General features: G+C 52.1%; 16 protein-coding genes. 9 read left to right on the top strand and 7 right to left on the bottom strand.

Going from position 1 to position 17,168, the window contains the following annotated elements; translation table 11 throughout:
* Positions 1-126 precede the first annotated feature (126 nt).
* The gene (gene dcp, locus HV334_RS12710) at positions 127-2,172 is read left to right on the top strand and encodes a peptidyl-dipeptidase Dcp (protein ID WP_181220444.1); all 2,046 of its coding nucleotides are present in this window, start codon (positions 127-129) and stop codon (positions 2,170-2,172) included.
* 740 nt (positions 2,173-2,912) lie between these two features.
* On the opposite strand, the gene mgtS is transcribed toward dcp, so the two are convergent.
* Positions 2,913-3,008, bottom strand: coding sequence for a protein MgtS (mgtS, locus tag HV334_RS12705; protein WP_003032406.1), 96 nt, complete (start codon positions 3,006-3,008; stop codon positions 2,913-2,915).
* A gap of 486 nt (positions 3,009-3,494) precedes the next feature.
* Here mgtS and urtA point away from each other — a divergent pair, with 486 nt between their 5' ends.
* From urtA to urtE, 5 genes are read left to right on the top strand one after another with little or no spacing between them, the layout of a single operon-like run.
* Positions 3,495-4,766, top strand: a complete 1,272-nt coding sequence (gene urtA, locus HV334_RS12700) for an urea ABC transporter substrate-binding protein (RefSeq protein WP_016156478.1) — start codon at positions 3,495-3,497, stop codon at positions 4,764-4,766.
* Between the two features lie 43 nt (positions 4,767-4,809).
* Positions 4,810-6,384, top strand: a complete 1,575-nt coding sequence (gene urtB, locus HV334_RS12695) for an urea ABC transporter permease subunit UrtB (RefSeq protein WP_181220443.1) — start codon at positions 4,810-4,812, stop codon at positions 6,382-6,384.
* Complete coding sequence (urtC, locus tag HV334_RS12690) at positions 6,384-7,457, top strand: urea ABC transporter permease subunit UrtC (protein ID WP_046276388.1); 1,074 nt, start codon at positions 6,384-6,386, stop codon at positions 7,455-7,457. Before urtB ends, urtC begins: the two co-directional genes overlap by 1 nt.
* Positions 7,457-8,254 (top strand): urea ABC transporter ATP-binding protein UrtD, encoded by a 798-nt coding sequence (urtD, locus tag HV334_RS12685; RefSeq protein ID WP_181220442.1) that lies wholly within the window; start codon positions 7,457-7,459, stop codon positions 8,252-8,254. Before urtC ends, urtD begins: the two co-directional genes overlap by 1 nt.
* 9 nt (positions 8,255-8,263) lie before the next feature.
* Complete coding sequence (urtE, locus tag HV334_RS12680; protein WP_047500443.1) at positions 8,264-8,962, top strand: urea ABC transporter ATP-binding subunit UrtE; 699 nt, start codon at positions 8,264-8,266, stop codon at positions 8,960-8,962.
* A gap of 40 nt (positions 8,963-9,002) precedes the next feature.
* Here the strand turns inward: urtE and ydeE are convergent, their stop codons facing one another.
* Positions 9,003-10,190: an efflux MFS transporter YdeE gene (gene ydeE / locus HV334_RS12675; RefSeq protein ID WP_181220441.1), complete on the bottom strand. Its 1,188-nt coding sequence runs from the start codon at positions 10,188-10,190 to the stop codon at positions 9,003-9,005.
* A 198-nt stretch (positions 10,191-10,388) separates the two neighbouring features.
* Here ydeE and eamA point away from each other — a divergent pair, with 198 nt between their 5' ends.
* Complete coding sequence (gene eamA, locus HV334_RS12670) at positions 10,389-11,288, top strand: O-acetylserine/cysteine exporter (protein WP_019076776.1); 900 nt, start codon at positions 10,389-10,391, stop codon at positions 11,286-11,288.
* Between the two features lie 30 nt (positions 11,289-11,318).
* Here the strand turns inward: eamA and marB are convergent, their stop codons facing one another.
* The 3 genes from marB to marR are packed head-to-tail and all read right to left on the bottom strand — an operon-like array spanning position 11,319 to position 12,404.
* On the bottom strand, positions 11,319-11,537 hold the full coding sequence (gene marB / locus HV334_RS12665; RefSeq protein WP_016153071.1) for a multiple antibiotic resistance protein MarB: 219 nt from the start codon (positions 11,535-11,537) through the stop codon (positions 11,319-11,321).
* A 30-nt stretch (positions 11,538-11,567) separates the two neighbouring features.
* The gene (gene marA / locus HV334_RS12660) at positions 11,568-11,951 is read right to left on the bottom strand and encodes an MDR efflux pump AcrAB transcriptional activator MarA (protein WP_003032424.1); all 384 of its coding nucleotides are present in this window, start codon (positions 11,949-11,951) and stop codon (positions 11,568-11,570) included.
* A gap of 18 nt (positions 11,952-11,969) precedes the next feature.
* Positions 11,970-12,404: a multiple antibiotic resistance transcriptional regulator MarR gene (gene marR / locus HV334_RS12655; protein WP_016156485.1), complete on the bottom strand. Its 435-nt coding sequence runs from the start codon at positions 12,402-12,404 to the stop codon at positions 11,970-11,972.
* A gap of 257 nt (positions 12,405-12,661) precedes the next feature.
* On the opposite strand from marR, the gene HV334_RS12650 reads away from it, so the two are divergent.
* The gene (locus tag HV334_RS12650; RefSeq protein WP_016153073.1) at positions 12,662-13,327 is read left to right on the top strand and encodes a MarC family NAAT transporter; all 666 of its coding nucleotides are present in this window, start codon (positions 12,662-12,664) and stop codon (positions 13,325-13,327) included.
* Between the two features lie 35 nt (positions 13,328-13,362).
* Here the strand turns inward: HV334_RS12650 and HV334_RS12645 are convergent, their stop codons facing one another.
* A complete protein-coding gene (locus tag HV334_RS12645; RefSeq protein WP_019076778.1) occupies positions 13,363-14,559 on the bottom strand; it encodes a sugar transporter in 1,197 nt (398 codons plus the stop codon).
* Between the two features lie 221 nt (positions 14,560-14,780).
* Positions 14,781-15,656 carry a LysR family transcriptional regulator gene (locus HV334_RS12640; RefSeq protein ID WP_016153075.1) on the bottom strand — a complete coding sequence of 292 codons (876 nt, stop codon included), beginning with the start codon at positions 15,654-15,656 and terminating at the stop codon, positions 14,781-14,783.
* Between the two features lie 102 nt (positions 15,657-15,758).
* Here HV334_RS12640 and sad point away from each other — a divergent pair, with 102 nt between their 5' ends.
* A complete protein-coding gene (gene sad / locus HV334_RS12635; RefSeq protein ID WP_181220440.1) occupies positions 15,759-17,147 on the top strand; it encodes a succinate-semialdehyde dehydrogenase in 1,389 nt (462 codons plus the stop codon).
* The last annotated feature ends 21 nt before the right edge of the window (positions 17,148-17,168 follow it).

Genomic DNA, 17,168 nt, shown 5'->3' with positions numbered 1-17,168 from the left:
TCAACGCTTTTTATGTAGTACTACCATAGCACGTCATTTCCGTTCAGAGCTATTCCTGCTTAACGCGATTGCGGTCGATTCCCGGGAAGTCTACTCTGGTAAACAAATCGTTTTCAGGAGTGAAAGATGTCGTTAACGAATCCATTTTTACACCACAGCACATTGCCGTATCAGGCACCGCAGTTTGATCAGATCGACGTGCAGCATTATCGTCCAGCGTTTGATGAAGGCGTGCGGCAAAAACGCGCCGAGATCGACGCTATTGTGCAAAACTCACAGGTTCCTGATTTTGCTAATACGTTGTTGGCGCTTGAACAAAGCGGGGGGCTGCTCACGCGTGTGACCAGCGTTTTCTTCGCGATGACGGCGGCGCACACCAACGATGAACTACAGCGCATTGACGAAGAGTTTTCCGCAGAGCTGGCGAACCTTGCCAATGATATTTATCTCAATGGCGCGCTTTTCGCCCGTGTCGAAGCCGTCTGGCAACGGCGTGGTACGTTAAGTCTGGATAGCGAATCAATACGTCTGCTGGAGGTTGTGTATCAGCGTTTTGTACTGGCCGGCGCCCGTCTGAACGAGACCGATAAAGCCAAACTTAAAGCGCTCAATACGGAGTCAGCCACGCTGACCAGCCAGTTCAATCAACGGTTGCTGGCAGCAAACACGTCAGGTGCTATGGTGGTGGATGATATCCGGCATCTGGAGGGGCTGAGCACAGAAGAAATTGCCGTTGCCGCCGAAGCTGCAAGGGCGAAAGGGCTTGAAGCGCGTTGGGTTATCCCGCTATTAAACACAACACAGCAACCGGCGCTTGCGGTTTTACGCGATCGTCAGACCCGCGAAAAACTGTTCACCCGCGCATGGACGCGGGCTGAAAATGATGATGGCAACGACACGCGAGCTATTATTCAGCGACTGGTAGCAATCCGGATGCAGCAGGCGCAACTGCTTGGTTTTGCCAATTACGCAGCCTGGAAAATTGCCGACCAGATGGCAAAAACACCGGAAGCGGCACTGACATTTATGCGATCTATTGTTCCAGCCGCGCGGGCGCGGGCGTTGGATGAGCAGGCTGAAATCCAGAACGTTATCTTTCAAGAACACGAGTCGTTTAGCGCCGAGGCCTGGGACTGGTCGTTTTATGCCGAGCAGGTCCGTCGTGAGAAATATGACCTTGATGAGGCACAGCTCAAACCTTACTTTGCCCTTGATTCGGTGCTGAACGAGGGCGTTTTCTGGACGGCCAATCAACTCTTTGGCATCAAATTCGTTGAACGATTCGATATTCCGGTTTATCACCCGGATGTTCGGGTATGGGAAATATTCGATCATGATGGCGTAGGGTTGGCGCTATTTTACGGTGATTTCTTTGCCCGGGAATCAAAAAGCGGCGGAGCCTGGATGGGCAATTTTGTCGAGCAATCGCTGCTTAACGAAACCAGACCGGTTATTTACAACGTCTGTAATTATCAAAAACCAGCACAGGATCAGCCTGCATTGCTGCTGTGGGATGATGTTATTACGCTATTTCATGAATTTGGACATACATTGCACGGTCTGTTCGCCACTCAGCGTTATGCCACGCTTTCTGGGACCAACACTCCGCGTGATTTTGTCGAGTTTCCTTCACAGATCAACGAACACTGGGCGAGCCATCCTCAGGTCTTTGCCCGTTTTGCCCGACATGTTGATACCGGGGAGCAAATGCCGCAGGCATTGCGGGATAAAATGCAGCGGGCCAGTCTGTTTAACAAAGGTTACGACATGACCGAACTGCTCAGCGCTGCATTGCTGGATATGCGCTGGCACTCTCTGGAGTTGAGCGAGTCATCTCATCCGGTCGATCAATTTGAACAGCAGGCGCTGGCGGCGGAAGGTTTGGATCTCAAGGCCGTGCCGCCGCGTTATCGCAGTAGTTATTTTGCCCATATCTTCGGTGGCGGTTATGCCGCAGGTTATTATGCCTATCTGTGGACGCAAATGCTGGCCGATGACGGCTATCAGTGGTTCGTAGAGCAGGGCGGATTAACCCGTGAAAACGGACAGAAATTCCGCGAAGCAATTTTGTCCCGCGGAAACAGCACTGATTTAACTGAACTTTATCGCCAGTGGAGCGGGCGTGAACCGCGCATGGAACCCATGCTGGAACATCGTGGCTTGAGCGCTTAAGACAGGTCAGCCAGAAAATTGAACCGGGCGTGGTGCCCGGTTGTTAGCTGGATTTTTTCTTCAGCAAAATGAATCGTTGTTGGGTATTGATGCCTTGCATCTCATAGAGACGCTCGGGTAGGGAGTGCTGCTGGTGAAAGGTCGGCATTGTTTTCCTGTTCTTACGTTACTTGACTGGTTTGCTTTGGGAAGGAAGGTAGGTATTGCCGCAGTTGGGGCAGACTAACGTTATGTTGTTTTTTATTCTCGACAGGCTGTGCATTGACTGGCGGCAGCAGTGAGGACAGGTACTTTTCACTGGTCGTAAAGTACGCATCTTAATATCTTTGAGTATCGACATATTGATTGTCCTTGTGATGGGGTGCTTACCATACACTATGAAGCAATAAATAGCTCATTTTATAACCATTGCGATAACATGGATTACTGTACGGTTTGCAAGAATCTCATTAGCGGCCAACATGTCTTATAGAAGGTAGTTACGTTTCGTTTAACGTTCATTGGGGTTGTCGATGATAGATTAGCCAACTATCCGTTATCTTCGCAGGTAATTGCCAGGTAGCGTATAAAAGCAAAACACAAATCTATCCATGCAAGCATTTACCGCTGGTTTATCCGGCGGTTTTTTTTTATCTGTACATCAGGGAAAAGGTGCCGGGAAGGGGAATTCAGGTAAAAAAATGGCCCCTTGTGCAGCTACGCAGCAAGGGGCCGGGTCGGTTCAGGACTATCTCCGTTCATCAATCATCCCATCTGTGGCTAAAATACGCGGCCAGGAAACCGGAAAATAAAATAATTCCCAGAACAGCCATAAAAATATTCATATTACCCAGCATAGTAAATGCTCCTTTATTTGTGAGTTTCCTCTCTTACCTTAAGTTCACCTCGCTTATGACTATAGTAGCAATTCAATCTTAAACAAAGGCTGAACTGTGTGATTATTTCGGCGGAAAAGTAAAATTTTGACGTGATTACGTCGGGAAAAATAAATAATAGTGACAAGGCACGGTTATCTGCGAACAAATAACCATGTTTTTATACCGGGGCACGCCGTTATGACCGTGTGTGACAGACACAGATTGTTGCACGTTTATAATGCAGAGTTGTCTCATTGTGGTTCAATGTTTCACGCGATTAATCCTTCTGGCGGCAAAAATTAATACTGCTTTTTGTGCCTAAAATTCTAATTCATTGATTTTATATGATGTTTTAATATCTGGCATCGTTTTTGCCTTATCACTTCTGAATACCCTTAATTTGCACCGTTTTGTCTGCCCGGCTGCACCGGAGCTTTCAACAAGACTAATTTCAGGAGTGAAACTATGCAGCGTCGTACATTTTTAAAAGCTTTTGCGCTTTCCGCCTCTGTTGTCGCAATGGGAATGAGTTTTAGCGTTCAGGCGGCCGACACTATTAAGGTTGGCATCATGCATTCGTTATCCGGCACCATGGCTATTTCCGAAACGCCGCTGAAAGATGTGGCGTTGATGACTATTAATGAAATCAATGCGCAGGGCGGTGTATTGGGCAAAAAGCTGGAACCGGTGGTGGTTGACCCGGCTTCGAACTGGCCGTTATTTGCTGAAAAAGCACGTCAGTTACTGAGTCAGGACAAGGTAGCGGCGGTTTTCGGCTGCTGGACATCGGTTTCGCGTAAATCGGTTTTACCGGTATTTGAAGAATTGAACGGTCTGCTGTTTTACCCGGTGCAATATGAAGGTGAGGAGATGTCGCCTAACGTCTTCTATACCGGCGCTGCGCCTAACCAGCAGGCGATCCCGGCGGTTGAGTATCTGATGAGTGAGGACGGCGGCAGCGCTAAGCGCTTCTACCTGCTGGGTACGGACTATGTCTATCCGCGTACGACTAACAAAATTTTACGCGCCTTTTTGCATTCGAAAGGCGTGGCCGATAAAGACATCGAAGAGGTGTATACCCCATTCGGACACAGCGATTACCAGACCATTGTTGCCAGTATTAAAAAATTCGCCGCAGGAGGAAAAACGGCGGTGGTATCGACCATCAACGGGGATTCTAACGTTCCATTCTATAAAGAGTTAGCGAACCAGGGCCTGAAAGCCACGGATGTTCCGGTGGTGGCATTCTCTGTGGGTGAGGAGGAGTTGCGCGGTATCGATACTAAACCGCTGGTGGGCAACCTGGCTGCGTGGAACTACTTTGAGTCCGTAGATAATGCGGCCAACAAGAAGTTCGTCGCGGATTACCGGGCGTATGCCAAAGCACATAAGCTGCCGAATGCTGATTCGGTGGTGACCAACGACCCTATGGAAGCCACTTATGTTGGCCTGCATATGTGGGCGCAGGCAGTAGAAAAAGCCGGAACTACCGATGTGGATAAAGTCCGGGCGGCTATGGCAGGACAATCATTCGCGGCACCATCAGGATTTACCCTGACCATGGATGCGACCAACCATCACCTGCATAAACCCGTCATGATTGGCGAGATTGAAGGTAACGGCCAGTTTAACGTGGTGTGGCAAACCGAAGCGCCGGTTCGCGCCCAGCCGTGGAGTCCGTATATCGCCGGTAATGATAAAAAATCTGAACAGCCCGTTAAAACCGCCAGCAACTGATCTTACGCCCTCCTGCGGGAGGGCAACGCTTTGGAGAATGCTCATGAAAGCCATGCGCTTTATTCGTGGTGTGTTGTTGCTGACGTGGCTTTTGCCGTGGATAGCGCAGGCCGCAGATGCCGATACCTTTACCGCCGCCAACCGGACTCAGCAGGCCGCCTTGCTAGAACAATGGTCGGTAAAACCCGACGTTCAACGCTTGCCGGTGCTCAAAGCGCTGAGTGATGAGAACCTGCTGACAGATAACGCGAAAAACGCGTTCATCATGAACGGCTCGCACGTACAACCACTAGGAATGGCGGCAGGTCCGAACGGCGAGCTAAAAAAAATCCGCCTGACTAACCGCCTGCGTAATCTGGTTGCCGGAACCTTGGCCGTCCACCAGCTCTTAAGTGACAGTGTCACGCAAAGAGGCGGGGCAGCGCGTACATTACAGCGTGAAGCCCAGCCGGGGATGCTGCCGTTTTTGCAGCAACGACTGGCCCAGGAGCCCGATGCTGACGTGAAATCCTTACTGGCTATTGCACTGGCAAACCTGCAACTGACCAGCATCTCGCCTGAGATCAGACGTCAGGCAATCGAACTGCTAGGGGCGTCGAACGATCCTGAAACCCAGGCGCGCCTGCAGCCATTCACCCATGCTGAACATGAACCTGATGCCCGCGTTCGTGCTGCCGCTGACGAAAGCCTGAATGCCATCGCGCATCGCATGAAGGTTGGCGATCTTCTTGGACAGGCATTTATGGGATTGTCGCTGGGCTCCATTTTGCTGCTGGCGGCATTGGGTCTGGCGATAACCTACGGCTTACTTGGCGTCATTAATATGGCGCATGGTGAGATGTTAATGCTCGGCGCTTACGGTACCTGGATGGTGCAACAGCTGATGGGCCAGTTTTTCCCGCAATGGTTGGCCTGGTATCCGGTTATTGCGCTTCCGGTCGCCTTTTTGTTTACCGCTGGGGTTGGAATGCTACTCGAGCGCGGAGTGATCCGCCATTTATACGGGCGTCCGCTCGAAACCCTGCTGGCAACGTGGGGGATCAGCCTGATGCTTATCCAGTTGGTGCGTATGTCCTTCGGCGCGCAAAACCTTGAAGTCGCTAATCCGGAATGGCTTTCCGGGGGCATTCAGGTTTATGCCAATCTGATTTTGCCGTGGAACCGAATTGTGGTGCTTGGCTTTGCCATTCTGGTCCTGTTCTTCACCTGGCTGTTGTTGAATAAAACCCGTCTCGGACTGCGCGTACGTGCGGTGACGCAAAATCGCAATATGGCGGCCTGCTGCGGCGTACCTACCGGACGAGTGGATATGCTGGCCTTTGGTCTTGGTTCAGGGATTGCCGGACTGGGGGGCGTAGCGCTCTCGCAGTTAGGCAACGTAGGACCGGAGCTGGGGCAAAGCTACATTATTGATTCGTTTCTGGTGGTGGTGCTGGGCGGCGTGGGACAACTCGCGGGGAGTGTAGCCGCTGCGTTTGGGCTTGGGATCTTCAACAAAATTCTTGAGCCTCAGGTGGGAGCGGTTCTCGGTAAGATTATGATTCTGGTGTTGATTATTTTGTTTATTCAGAAACGTCCTCAGGGGCTGTTCGCGTTGAAAGGGAGGGTTATTGACTGATGACGATGCCAATGACATTAACGCTGGCGCGTAAAGCGCCGCGCGCGACACGCATCCTGGGGCTGGGGTTACTGCTGGCGCTGATTATTCTGCCGTTTCTGGCGCTGTTACCTGCGGATCATCCGCTGGCCATATCGGTGTGGACATTGACTCTGGCCGGGAAAATTCTCTGCTATGCCATTGTGGCGGTGGCGCTGGATCTGGTGTGGGGCTATGCGGGAATGCTCTCGCTGGGCCACGGTATTTTCTTTGCGCTGGGGGGATATGCGATGGGAATGTACCTGATGCGCCAGGCTTCCGGCGAAGGATTACCGGCCTTTATGTCGTTTCTGTCGTGGACCGAGCTGCCCTGGTTTTGGTGGGGAACGCAACATTTTATCTGGGCGATGTTGTTGGTTGTGCTGGTGCCGGGCCTGCTGGCGCTGGTATTTGGCTGGTTTGCCTTCCGTTCAAAAATCAAAGGGGTTTATTTCTCCATCATGACCCAGGCCCTGACTTTCGCCGGAATGTTACTGTTTTTCCGCAACGAAACCGGCTTTGGGGGAAATAACGGTTTTACCGGCTTTACCACCATTCTGGGATTTCCGGTGACCGCGACCTCAACCCGTATCGCGCTGTTTCTGGCGACGGTCATGCTGCTGGTGCTGGCAATATGGCTGGGACTGGCGCTGGCCCGCAGTAAGTTTGGTCGAATTCTCACCGCCGTGCGCGACGCCGAGAACCGTCTGATGTTCTGTGGTTACGATCCGAAAGGTTTCAAGCTGCTGGTGTGGACGCTTTCCGCCGTGCTGTGTGGCCTGGCGGGGGCGTTGTATGTTCCGCAGGTGGGAATCATTAACCCCAGCGAAATGTCGCCGACCAACTCGATAGAAGCGGCGATTTGGGTTGCCCTCGGCGGGCGTGGAACCCTGATTGGCCCGGTATTTGGCGCCGTACTGGTGAACGGCGCTAAAAGCCTGTTTACCGTCATTATGCCGGAATACTGGCAACTGTTTCTTGGCCTGATCTTTATTGGCGTTACGCTGTTTTTACCTCGTGGTGTGATGGGTCTGTTTCGCAAGGGAGACAAATAATGCAGCCAGATGAAGGGCTTTTTACTCGCCAGATGCCAGGCGATCGGTTTCGCAACCAAACGGACCCGGTGCTCCAGTTGGAAAAAATCAACGTTAACTTCGATGGCTTCCAGGCGTTAACGGATCTCACGCTCAATATTGGCGTTGGGGAGCTGCGTTGCATCATTGGTCCCAACGGTGCCGGAAAAACGACGCTAATGGATGTTATTACCGGCAAAACCAGGCCGCAAAGTGGTCGGGCGATATACGATCAGTCGACCGATTTAACAACGCTGGATCCCATCGCTATTGCACGTCAGGGAATTGGGCGGAAGTTTCAGAAACCCACGGTATTTGAAGCGTTAACGGTAGAGGAGAATCTGGAGCTGGCGCTGAAAAGCGATAAATCTGTCTGGGGTTCTTTACGGGCGCGCCTCACCGGCGAACAACGGGATCGTATAGATGAAATACTGGCGCTGTTGCGGCTGGGCAACGAGCGGGCCCGCCGCGCCGGGCTACTTTCTCACGGGCAAAAACAGTTTCTCGAAATTGGCATGCTGTTGGTACAGGAGCCGCATTTACTGCTGCTGGATGAACCCGCGGCGGGCATGACGGATGCGGAGACGGAATACACTGCGGAACTGTTTCGTAAGCTTGCCGGGAAGCACTCGCTGATGGTTGTTGAGCACGATATGGGATTTGTCGAAACCATTGCCGATCGCGTCACGGTCTTACACCAGGGACGCGTTCTGGCTCAGGGAAGTCTGCGCGAAGTGCAGGCCAATGAGCAGGTTATTGATGTTTATCTCGGGCGTTAAGGAGCACAGATGCTGCAGGTGAAAGAACTGAATCAATACTATGGTGGCAGCCATATTCTGCGAGGTGTGAACTTTGAGGCGCGTATCGGCGAGGTGACATGTCTGCTGGGGCGTAACGGCGTGGGGAAAACGACGCTTCTGAAGTGCCTGATGGGGCTTATTCCTGCCCGCAGCGGGAGTGTGCTCTGGCAGGAGAAAAATGTCACTCACTGGAAGCCGCATCAGCGGGTCAGGGCCGGTGTGGCGTATGTACCACAGGGTCGCGATATTTTCCCGCGACTGACGGTAGAAGAGAACCTGCTGCTCGGCCTTTCCCGTTTTTCAGCACAGGAGGCCAGACGAGTGCCGGATGATATCTATGCGCTCTTTCCAGTGCTACAGGAGATGAAACATCGGCGGGGCGGAGATTTGTCCGGCGGGCAACAACAGCAACTGGCGATTGGACGAGCACTGGCCAGTCGCCCGCAGTTGTTGATCCTCGATGAGCCCACGGAGGGGATCCAGCCGTCGGTGATTAAAGAAATTGGGCAGGTGATTTCTCAACTGGCGCACCGGGGTGACATGGCCATTTTGCTGGTAGAGCAGTTCTATGATTTTGCGCAGCAACTGGCCGACAAATACTTACTCATGTCGCGAGGCAGCATTATTCAAAGCGGTGACGGTAAAAATATGGAATCCGAAGGCGTTCGAGGGCTGGTCGCCATTTGAGATTCGCGACAGAGCGGCTTTGGCTCTGTCGCGATCATCATTAGCAGACCGCCGTCTGGCCCCAGGGTTTGGCGCGCATGCCTTTTATCATTAGCGCCCAGGCAAGAACGATCGCCACCATCAGCGCCACAAACAGCGACCACGGCGGCAATGTGGTTAAAATGACGCCGCTGACTAATGGGTTTACCGCTGCGCCCAACCAGCCTAACGACTGGGCAGAAAAATAGCTGGCTTTCATTCCTGCAGGCGCGATGTTGTCGATGAGCATGTATTCACCCGGCGCGTAAATGACCTCACCGATAGTGAAAAAGGCCGCAGAAATGCCCCATAACACCAGGTTGTTGCCGGAGAAGATAAAGCCAACCAGACCGACCACAAAGAACAGCGTGCCCACAGTCATTAGCGGGCGAATATTGGTGGCGGTGAGCCTGCGCCCGAGGGCATATTGCAGTGATACCACAATGGCGGCGTTAACAGGCAGGACGACTGCCACCACTTTCTCGGCAAAATCGCCGTCTGCAACCACCATAACGTATTGCGAAATACAGGACGCGAAGGCACCACCAACGAATGACGCCAAAAATGCTGACAGCGTAAACCAGAATAATGCTCTGTCGCGCAGCAGTACCGAGGGGGACCAAACTGCGGCGTTCAGACCTTCTGATGCTGCTGGTGAACGTTTTACCCAGGTCTGGATAAACACCAGAGGGAGTGCTGAACATGCAGCAGCGAGCCAGAACGGCAGGTTAATGCTTTGCATCACCAGGAGCGTACCCAGCGGTGGGCCTACGGTCCAGCCGATGTTCAGCACGGTATAGTTAAGCGAGAAAATTTTAGTTTTGTTGGTCGCCGAGAGATTATCGGCAAACCAGGCTTTCAGCACCGTGGCGAAGACGGAGTAGGCGCAGTTGATCAGGGCAAAGAGCAAAACCACTACCACTACGTTATGCACCAGTGGAATAGCAATAAAGCCAGAGGCAAAGCCGCAGATAGCCAGCAGCATATAGCGTTTTTTATCAAACTTGTCGGCCAGAATACCAAAGCCAAGGCTGAACACGACGCCAATGGTCAGTGCGACCGTCATCGCATAACCGATCAGGTCGACGCTCAGATTGTACTGTCGGCTGAGGTAGATCGTCATAAAGGGCAGCGTGGCGCCACGCCCAATCGTTAATAACAATGATGACGCGAGTAACGCGAGAGTGGACCTTCTCAGAGAGATATTCATTTTCCTGCCCGACAATGCATGTTGTTATGTTTTTTTTAGATATCAGAAACAAATAGCATGCTAAAAGTGTGATGTACACTCAATAAGTTGTCCGAAAATGCCCTGTGTGGCCTACCTGAATTAATGATCTGTTACGGCACAACGATTTCCGTTACTTTAATTTGTTTACAAAAATTTAATATTCGCAGGGGCGGTGGTATGTCGCGTAAAGACGGGTTATTAGCGTTACTGGTCGTTGTGGTTTGGGGGCTGAACTTTGTCGTCATCAAAGTGGGTCTACACAATATGCCACCCTTAATGCTGGCAGGGTTGCGTTTTTTACTGGTGGCATTTCCGGCGATTTTCTTCGTTGCCCGGCCGAAAATTCCGCTTTCACTGCTGCTCGGCTATGGGCTGACCATCAGTTTTGGGCAGTTTGCGTTTCTCTTTAGCGCCATCAAATTCGGTATGCCTGCCGGGTTAGCTTCTTTGGTATTACAGGCTCAGGCGTTTTTCACCATCATTCTGGGGGCATTCGCCTTTGGTGAACGTCTGCAAGGTAAACAACGGGTAGGAATTGCGCTGGCCATATTTGGCGTGCTGGTGCTGATTGAGGCCAGTCTGAACGGACAGCATGTTGGCATGCTCGGTTTTATGCTGACGCTGGCGGCGGCGCTAAGCTGGGCCAGCGGTAATATCTTTAATAAAAAAATCATGCAGCATACGTCACGCCCGGCGGTGATGTCGTTGGTGGTATGGAGTGCGTTGATTCCTGTTGTCCCATTCTTCCTCGCCTCAATACTTCTCGATGGCCCAACGCAAATTATCCAAAGTCTGGTGACGATAGATATGACCACCATTCTGTCACTGGTTTATCTGGCGTTTGTGGCGACCATTGTGGGTTATGGCATCTGGGGATCTTTACTCGGGCGTTATGAAACCTGGCGTGTCGCGCCGTTGTCGCTGTTGGTGCCGGTTGTTGGACTGGCGAGTGCAGCCGTGCTGCTGGATGAAACGCTTACCGGATTACAACTGCTCGGTGCGCTGCTGATCATGGCAGGATTGTACATCAATGTGTTTGGCTTTCGGTTGCGTAAGACTGCGCAGGCGAGAGGGTAAAAAAAGCCCCGCAGTGACGGGGCAAAAAAATTACAGGTTGCGCATATTGTAATAAGGCACACCTAATTCGTCGGATTTGTCGCTGCCTGCACCCATATGATTAAAATCGAACGGGGACCGATCGTGCGCAGGCGGCATAATCATCGCATCACGACTGTTTTGTGTGGCAGGCTGCGCGGTCTGTTCCGCCATGCTCTGGCCCGAAACAACATACAGCAGGGCCAGCATCGCATAAGACAGAAGTTTCATGATTTCCTCGGTTACGTCGTTAACTGGCGATTAGCAATTACATTGATTGAGTGGCAGCAAATAGCGTGATTCGCCGTGCATATTCGTCATACGGTATTTATGCGGCGGAACATCAAAATAGTTTTTGAATGTCCGGGTCAGCGTTTGCTGGGACTCAAAACCGTAACGCTCCGCCAGATAAAGGATCGGCTCGTTACTCTCTTTTAATTTTTGCGCTATTTCAGTCATTTTACGGCTACGGATGTATTGACCCAGTGAATGACCGGTTTCTTTTTTAAACATCCGTTGCAGGTGCCATTTGGAGTAACCTGAACGCTCTGACACCTTTTCCAGCGAGAGCGGCGATTCAAGGTTATTTTCGATCCAGTCCAAAATGCTATGAATAGTGATTGTGTCAGTATTGCGTCTGGACATCGTCATACCTCTTTCTGTTTACGGCAGGATTTTCTTAAGCAAATGCTCAAGCGTGGTCACTTCATCCGCCGTTAAGTTTTTTGTTAGTTCCTGGTGCAGGTCTTGCCCTACTAATTGATGACACTGCTCGCAAATTGCCGCGCCATGCTCGGTGAGTTTCACCAGCACGCCTCGCTTGTCATGTGGATTCGGAAGCCTTTCTATCCAGCCTTTACAGGCCAGCCTGTCCAGCATCCGCGTCAGGGCGCCGAGATCGACAGACAGCACTTTTTTCAATTCGACAGGGGTAATACACACCGCGCAACGGATGGAGCAGAGCACCTTGAACTGTGATGCCGTGATATCCAGCGGTGACAGATAGTCGTTTAGCAAACGATCTTTTTTCTGATTAACCATGTAGATCAAACGACCCAGTGGGATGATTTCGTTAAACAGATCACTGGTGCTTTTCACAATGGTTGCCCTGGCAAGTAGTTAGTCACGGCTGATATTATTGCTTAGGCAAATATAAGTCAAATGAATGGGTCAGCAAATGCCACGTTTTGCTAAATCATCAGACTCAATTTCTGGCGAGTGGAATTTTAACGGTTTGAAAATTATGGTTTATACGTGCGGGTGAAAAATGAATCCTTACACCGCGAAAATGGCTTATCTCCCGGATTTCACCGTATACTTGCCGTTGACGATTAACGCACAGGAAAGATGACATTATGATGGACTTGTTTAAAGCAATAGGACTGGGGCTGGTAGTCCTGTTACCGTTGGCAAACCCGTTAACCACCGTGGCGTTGTTCCTCGGCCTTGCCGGCAACATGAACAGCGCAGAGCGTAACCGTCAGTCACTCATGGCGTCCGTTTACGTGTTTGCCATCATGATGGTGGCATATTATGCCGGACAACTGGTGATGAATACCTTCGGGATTTCGATTCCCGGGTTACGTATCGCGGGTGGGTTAATCGTTGCGTTTATCGGCTTTCGAATGTTGTTTCCACAGCAGAAGGCACATGACTCTCCGGAAGCGAGAAGCAAATCAGAAGAACTGGAAGATGAACCGACGGCCAATATTGCATTTGTTCCGCTGGCCATGCCAAGCACCGCGGGTCCGGGTACGATTGCAATGATCATCAGCTCGGCGTCCACCGTGCGTCATGGGGCTGAGTTTCCGGACTGGGTGATAATGGTCGCACCGCCGATTATTTTTGCGGTGGTCGGGGTTATCCTGTGGGGCTGTTTACGCAGTTCTGGCGGGATCATGCGCCTGGTCGGCAAAGGCGGTATTGAGGCGATCTCCCGACTGATGGGCTTCCTGCTGGTATGTATGGGCGTGCAGTTTATTATTAACGGCGTGCTGGAAATCATTAAAACTTACGCTTAAAACAACGTGCCCGGTATTGTCTACCGGGCACGCTTTTATGAATGCTGAGGCTGCTCTTCCAGTGATACTGGCCATTTACGGAAGATAATCACCGACCATATGAACGCCACAACCGCAGGCACTGCACCTACGTAACCAATCGTAGACATTGACCAGTGCAGACTCACCTGATTTCCCACCAGCGCGCCAGCGCCTATCCCGATATTAAAGATACCAGAGAAAAGGGCCATTGCGACGTCGGTGGCATCCGGGGCCAGCGCCAGCACTTTGACCTGCATACCCAGGCCTATCAACATAATGGCGATGCCCCAGAATATACTCAGGACGGCCAGATGCATTTCGCTGTCCGCTGCGGGCAGTAACAGCACCAGGCACACCGTCAGCAGGGCAATGGCGCTACTAATCAATACGGAAGCATGTTGATTACCCAGCTTGCCAAAAATGACGCTACCGACAATCCCCGCGCCACCCAGAACCAGCAGCAGCACGGTGGCAAAGTTTGCGCTCAGTCCGGCGACGGTCTGTACAAACGGTTCGATATAGCTGTAGGCCGTGTAATGCGCGGTGACCACAATCACCGTCAGCAGATACAGGCTCATCAATGCCGGACGGCGGAATAAAACCGGCAAGCTTTTTAATGAACCGGAATGCTCACTGGGTAATTTTGGCAGGAGCTTAATCAAGCAAAGTAGGGTGACTAACGCCCCCATACCGATGGCGAAGAAGGTAGTACGCCAGCCAAAATACTGACCAACGATGCGCCCGATAGGCAGGCCCAGCACCATCGCCAGCGCGGTGCCGGTCGCAATCAGGCTGAGAGCCTGCGCGCGTTTCCCGGCAGGAGCCAGGCGAATCGCCAGCGATGCGGTGATCGACCAGAAAATAGCGTGGGCAAAAGCAATACCAATACGGCTGATCACCAGCACGGTAAAATTCCATGCCAGGAAAGAGAGAACGTGGCTGGCGATAAAAACGACAAACAGGCAGATCAGAAGTTTGCGGCGTTCTACCTGGCTGGTAAGCAGCATGAAAGGCAGCGACATCAGGGCGACAACCCAGGCGTAGATCGTCAGCATGATCCCGACCTGAGCGGTCTGCATATTAAAACTTTGTGCGATGTCGGATAACAAACCGACAGGGACAAACTCAGTGGTATTGAAAATAAAACCGGCAATGGCAAGCGTAACTACCCGAAGCCACGCGACCTTGCGGGAAACAGTGTCTGTTGTCATATCAATTAGGTGGATTAGCTGCGAAAAGGTAAGGCCACGATCTTAAAACTTTTGCTGGCTAAAATACAATCATTTCGTGATGCAGATCCCATTTCATTGACTGGGTGGCAAAATTGACTGCCGAACATTCCGCGTAATTTTAACTGTTTCATTATTAATGAAATTCCGGGCGTGTGAATTCACCCGGAACACTATTTATGGCGTTGTTTGAGAATCGCGAATTATTCCGTGCTTTTCGACAACTGAGGGTTCAATACCTCAATAAACGCTTCCAGTTGCCTCGTCATTGCCCCTCTGCGCCAGACCAGCCACGTATTCAGCCAGCGCCAGTTTTCGCTTAGCGGCCAGGCGTGGACCTGATGGTGTCCTGGCATGCTCTCCAGCATCGAACGCGGTATCAGCGCGATACCCGCACCGGCAATGACGCAAGCCAGCATGCCGTGATACGACTCCATTTCATGAATGGTGCCAGGCATTGCGCGATCGGCATGAAACCAGCTTTCAAAATGGCGACGATAGGAACAGTTGGCGCGAAAGGCGTAAATGCTGCAACCGTTAACGTCGCTGGCCCGCTGGATAGGGGGATGACCGTGCGGAGTGACTATCATCATCTCTTCACGGTAGACCGGCATTCCTTCAAGACCTGGATGAGTAATTGGGCCGTCGACAAAGGCGGCGTTCAGCGTCCCGTCGAGCACGCCGTCCAGCATCGTGCCTGAAGGACCTGTCGCCAGCGCAAACTGAATTTTGGGGTAACGCTGATTGTATTCAGCCAGCGTGGCAGGGATCCGCACAGCGGCAGTACTCTCGAGCGAGCCAAGAGAGAACAACCCCTGCGGTTCATCGCCGGCGACGACCATTCTCGCCTCGTCAACCAGGGCGAGGATCCGCTGGCTGTAGCGTAAAAAATTGTGCCCGGACGGGGAAAGCCGCAAACGCTGATTTTCACGAATAAACAGATCGACGCCAAGGTCGGCTTCAAGCTGGCGAATACGGGTGGTGAGATTGGATGGCACGCGATGCACCTTCGCGGCGGCCTGCGTAATACTGCCTGTCTCCGCGACGGCGTTGAACATTTCCAGTTGCGTCAGATCCATAATATTCTCTTTTCGTGAATGGTGTGGTTAATATTATTCATTTTTCAGAAAGAGTAAATATGCGCATGATATGACCATACCCTGCGATAAAGAGAGGCACTTATGACTATCACAGCAGCAACACATGCGATTTCCGTTAACCCTACCAACGGTGAAAGGTTGGCGGCAATGCCGTGGGCCAGTACTGAGGAGATTGCACATGCGCTGAGCCTTACCGCGAATGGCTACCGCGAATGGAAACACACTGGCGTTGAGCAGCGTGCGCAAACGCTGCGTCATATCGGGCAGGCTCTGCGTCATCGCGCCGAAGAGATGGCGCAGTGTATCTCACGTGAAATGGGGAAACCCATCAAGCAGGCGCGTGGTGAAGTTGCCAAATCAGCCGCATTGTGTGACTGGTACGCCGAACATGGACCGGCGATGCTCAACCCGGAACCTACGCTGGTGGAGAACAACCAGGCGGTGATTGAGTATCGCCCCGTTGGAACTATTCTGGCGATCATGCCGTGGAACTTCCCGCTCTGGCAGGTACTTCGCGGCGCCATTCCAATTCTGCTGGCCGGAAATGGCTATCTGTTAAAGCATGCGCCAAACGTAACCGGCTGTGCTGCGATTATCGCGCAGGTTTTTGCTGATGCGGGCGTTCCCGCGGGTGTTTATGGTTGGGTGAATGCCGATAACGCCGGGGTAAGTCAGATGATCAATGACCCGCGTATCGCGGCGGTAACGGTGACGGGCAGCGTTCGAGCTGGTGCTGCGATTGGTGCTCAGGCGGGGGCGGCGCTGAAAAAATGCGTGCTTGAACTGGGGGGTTCCGATCCGTTTATTGTCCTTAATGATGCTGACCTCGATCTGGCCGTTAAGGCGGCGGTCGCCGGTCGTTATCAGAACACCGGACAGGTTTGTGCGGCAGCAAAGCGCTTTATTATCGAAGAAGGAATTGCGGCAGAATTTACGGCTCGTTTTGTGGCGGCCGCGAGCGCGCTCAAAATGGGCGACCCGCTGAACGAAGAAAACGATCTGGGTCCGATGGCAAGATTTGATCTGCGCGATGAGCTGCATCAGCAGGTCGAAGCCTCCCTTGCCGAAGGCGCGCGGTTACTTCTCGGCGGGGAAAAAATCGCGGGTCAGGGCAATTACTATGCCGTGACGGTTCTGGGGGATGTCACCCCGGAGATGACGGCTTTTCGTCAGGAGCTGTTTGGCCCGGTTGCAGCGATTACCGTTGCAAAGAATGCGGAACATGCTTTAGCGCTGGCTAATGACAGTGATTTCGGCTTATCAGCCACGGTGTTCACCGCGGATGAAGCTCTGGCGCAGAAGATGGCGTCACGCCTGGAGTGTGGGGGCGTATTTATCAATGGTTACAGCGCCAGCGATGCCCGCGTTGCTTTTGGCGGCGTGAAGAAAAGTGGTTTTGGCCGCGAGCTTTCACACTTTGGTCTGCATGAGTTTTGTAATGTACAGACCGTCTGGAAAAACCGCCTCTGATGGTGTGGGTGCCTCCGACGG

The organism is Citrobacter sp. RHBSTW-00944, from assembly GCF_013615435.1.
Lineage (GTDB): Bacteria > Pseudomonadota > Gammaproteobacteria > Enterobacterales > Enterobacteriaceae > Citrobacter > Citrobacter braakii.
Note: the sequence above shows the minus strand (reverse complement) of the source record. Positions and strands in the feature narration are given on the sequence as shown.

Coding starts and splice junctions, on each gene's coding strand:
- dcp (WP_181220444.1), top strand. CDS start 127: ATGTCGTTAACGAATCCATTTTTACACCACAGCACATTGCCGTATCAG.
- mgtS (WP_003032406.1), bottom strand. CDS start 3,008: ATGCTGGGTAATATGAATATTTTTATGGCTGTTCTGGGAATTATTTTA.
- urtA (WP_016156478.1), top strand. CDS start 3,495: ATGCAGCGTCGTACATTTTTAAAAGCTTTTGCGCTTTCCGCCTCTGTT.
- urtB (WP_181220443.1), top strand. CDS start 4,810: ATGAAAGCCATGCGCTTTATTCGTGGTGTGTTGTTGCTGACGTGGCTT.
- urtC (WP_046276388.1), top strand. CDS start 6,384: ATGACGATGCCAATGACATTAACGCTGGCGCGTAAAGCGCCGCGCGCG.
- urtD (WP_181220442.1), top strand. CDS start 7,457: ATGCAGCCAGATGAAGGGCTTTTTACTCGCCAGATGCCAGGCGATCGG.
- urtE (WP_047500443.1), top strand. CDS start 8,264: ATGCTGCAGGTGAAAGAACTGAATCAATACTATGGTGGCAGCCATATT.
- ydeE (WP_181220441.1), bottom strand. CDS start 10,190: ATGAATATCTCTCTGAGAAGGTCCACTCTCGCGTTACTCGCGTCATCA.
- eamA (WP_019076776.1), top strand. CDS start 10,389: ATGTCGCGTAAAGACGGGTTATTAGCGTTACTGGTCGTTGTGGTTTGG.
- marB (WP_016153071.1), bottom strand. CDS start 11,537: ATGAAACTTCTGTCTTATGCGATGCTGGCCCTGCTGTATGTTGTTTCG.
- marA (WP_003032424.1), bottom strand. CDS start 11,951: ATGTCCAGACGCAATACTGACACAATCACTATTCATAGCATTTTGGAC.
- HV334_RS12650 (WP_016153073.1), top strand. CDS start 12,662: ATGATGGACTTGTTTAAAGCAATAGGACTGGGGCTGGTAGTCCTGTTA.
- HV334_RS12645 (WP_019076778.1), bottom strand. CDS start 14,559: ATGACAACAGACACTGTTTCCCGCAAGGTCGCGTGGCTTCGGGTAGTT.
- HV334_RS12640 (WP_016153075.1), bottom strand. CDS start 15,656: ATGGATCTGACGCAACTGGAAATGTTCAACGCCGTCGCGGAGACAGGC.
- sad (WP_181220440.1), top strand. CDS start 15,759: ATGACTATCACAGCAGCAACACATGCGATTTCCGTTAACCCTACCAAC.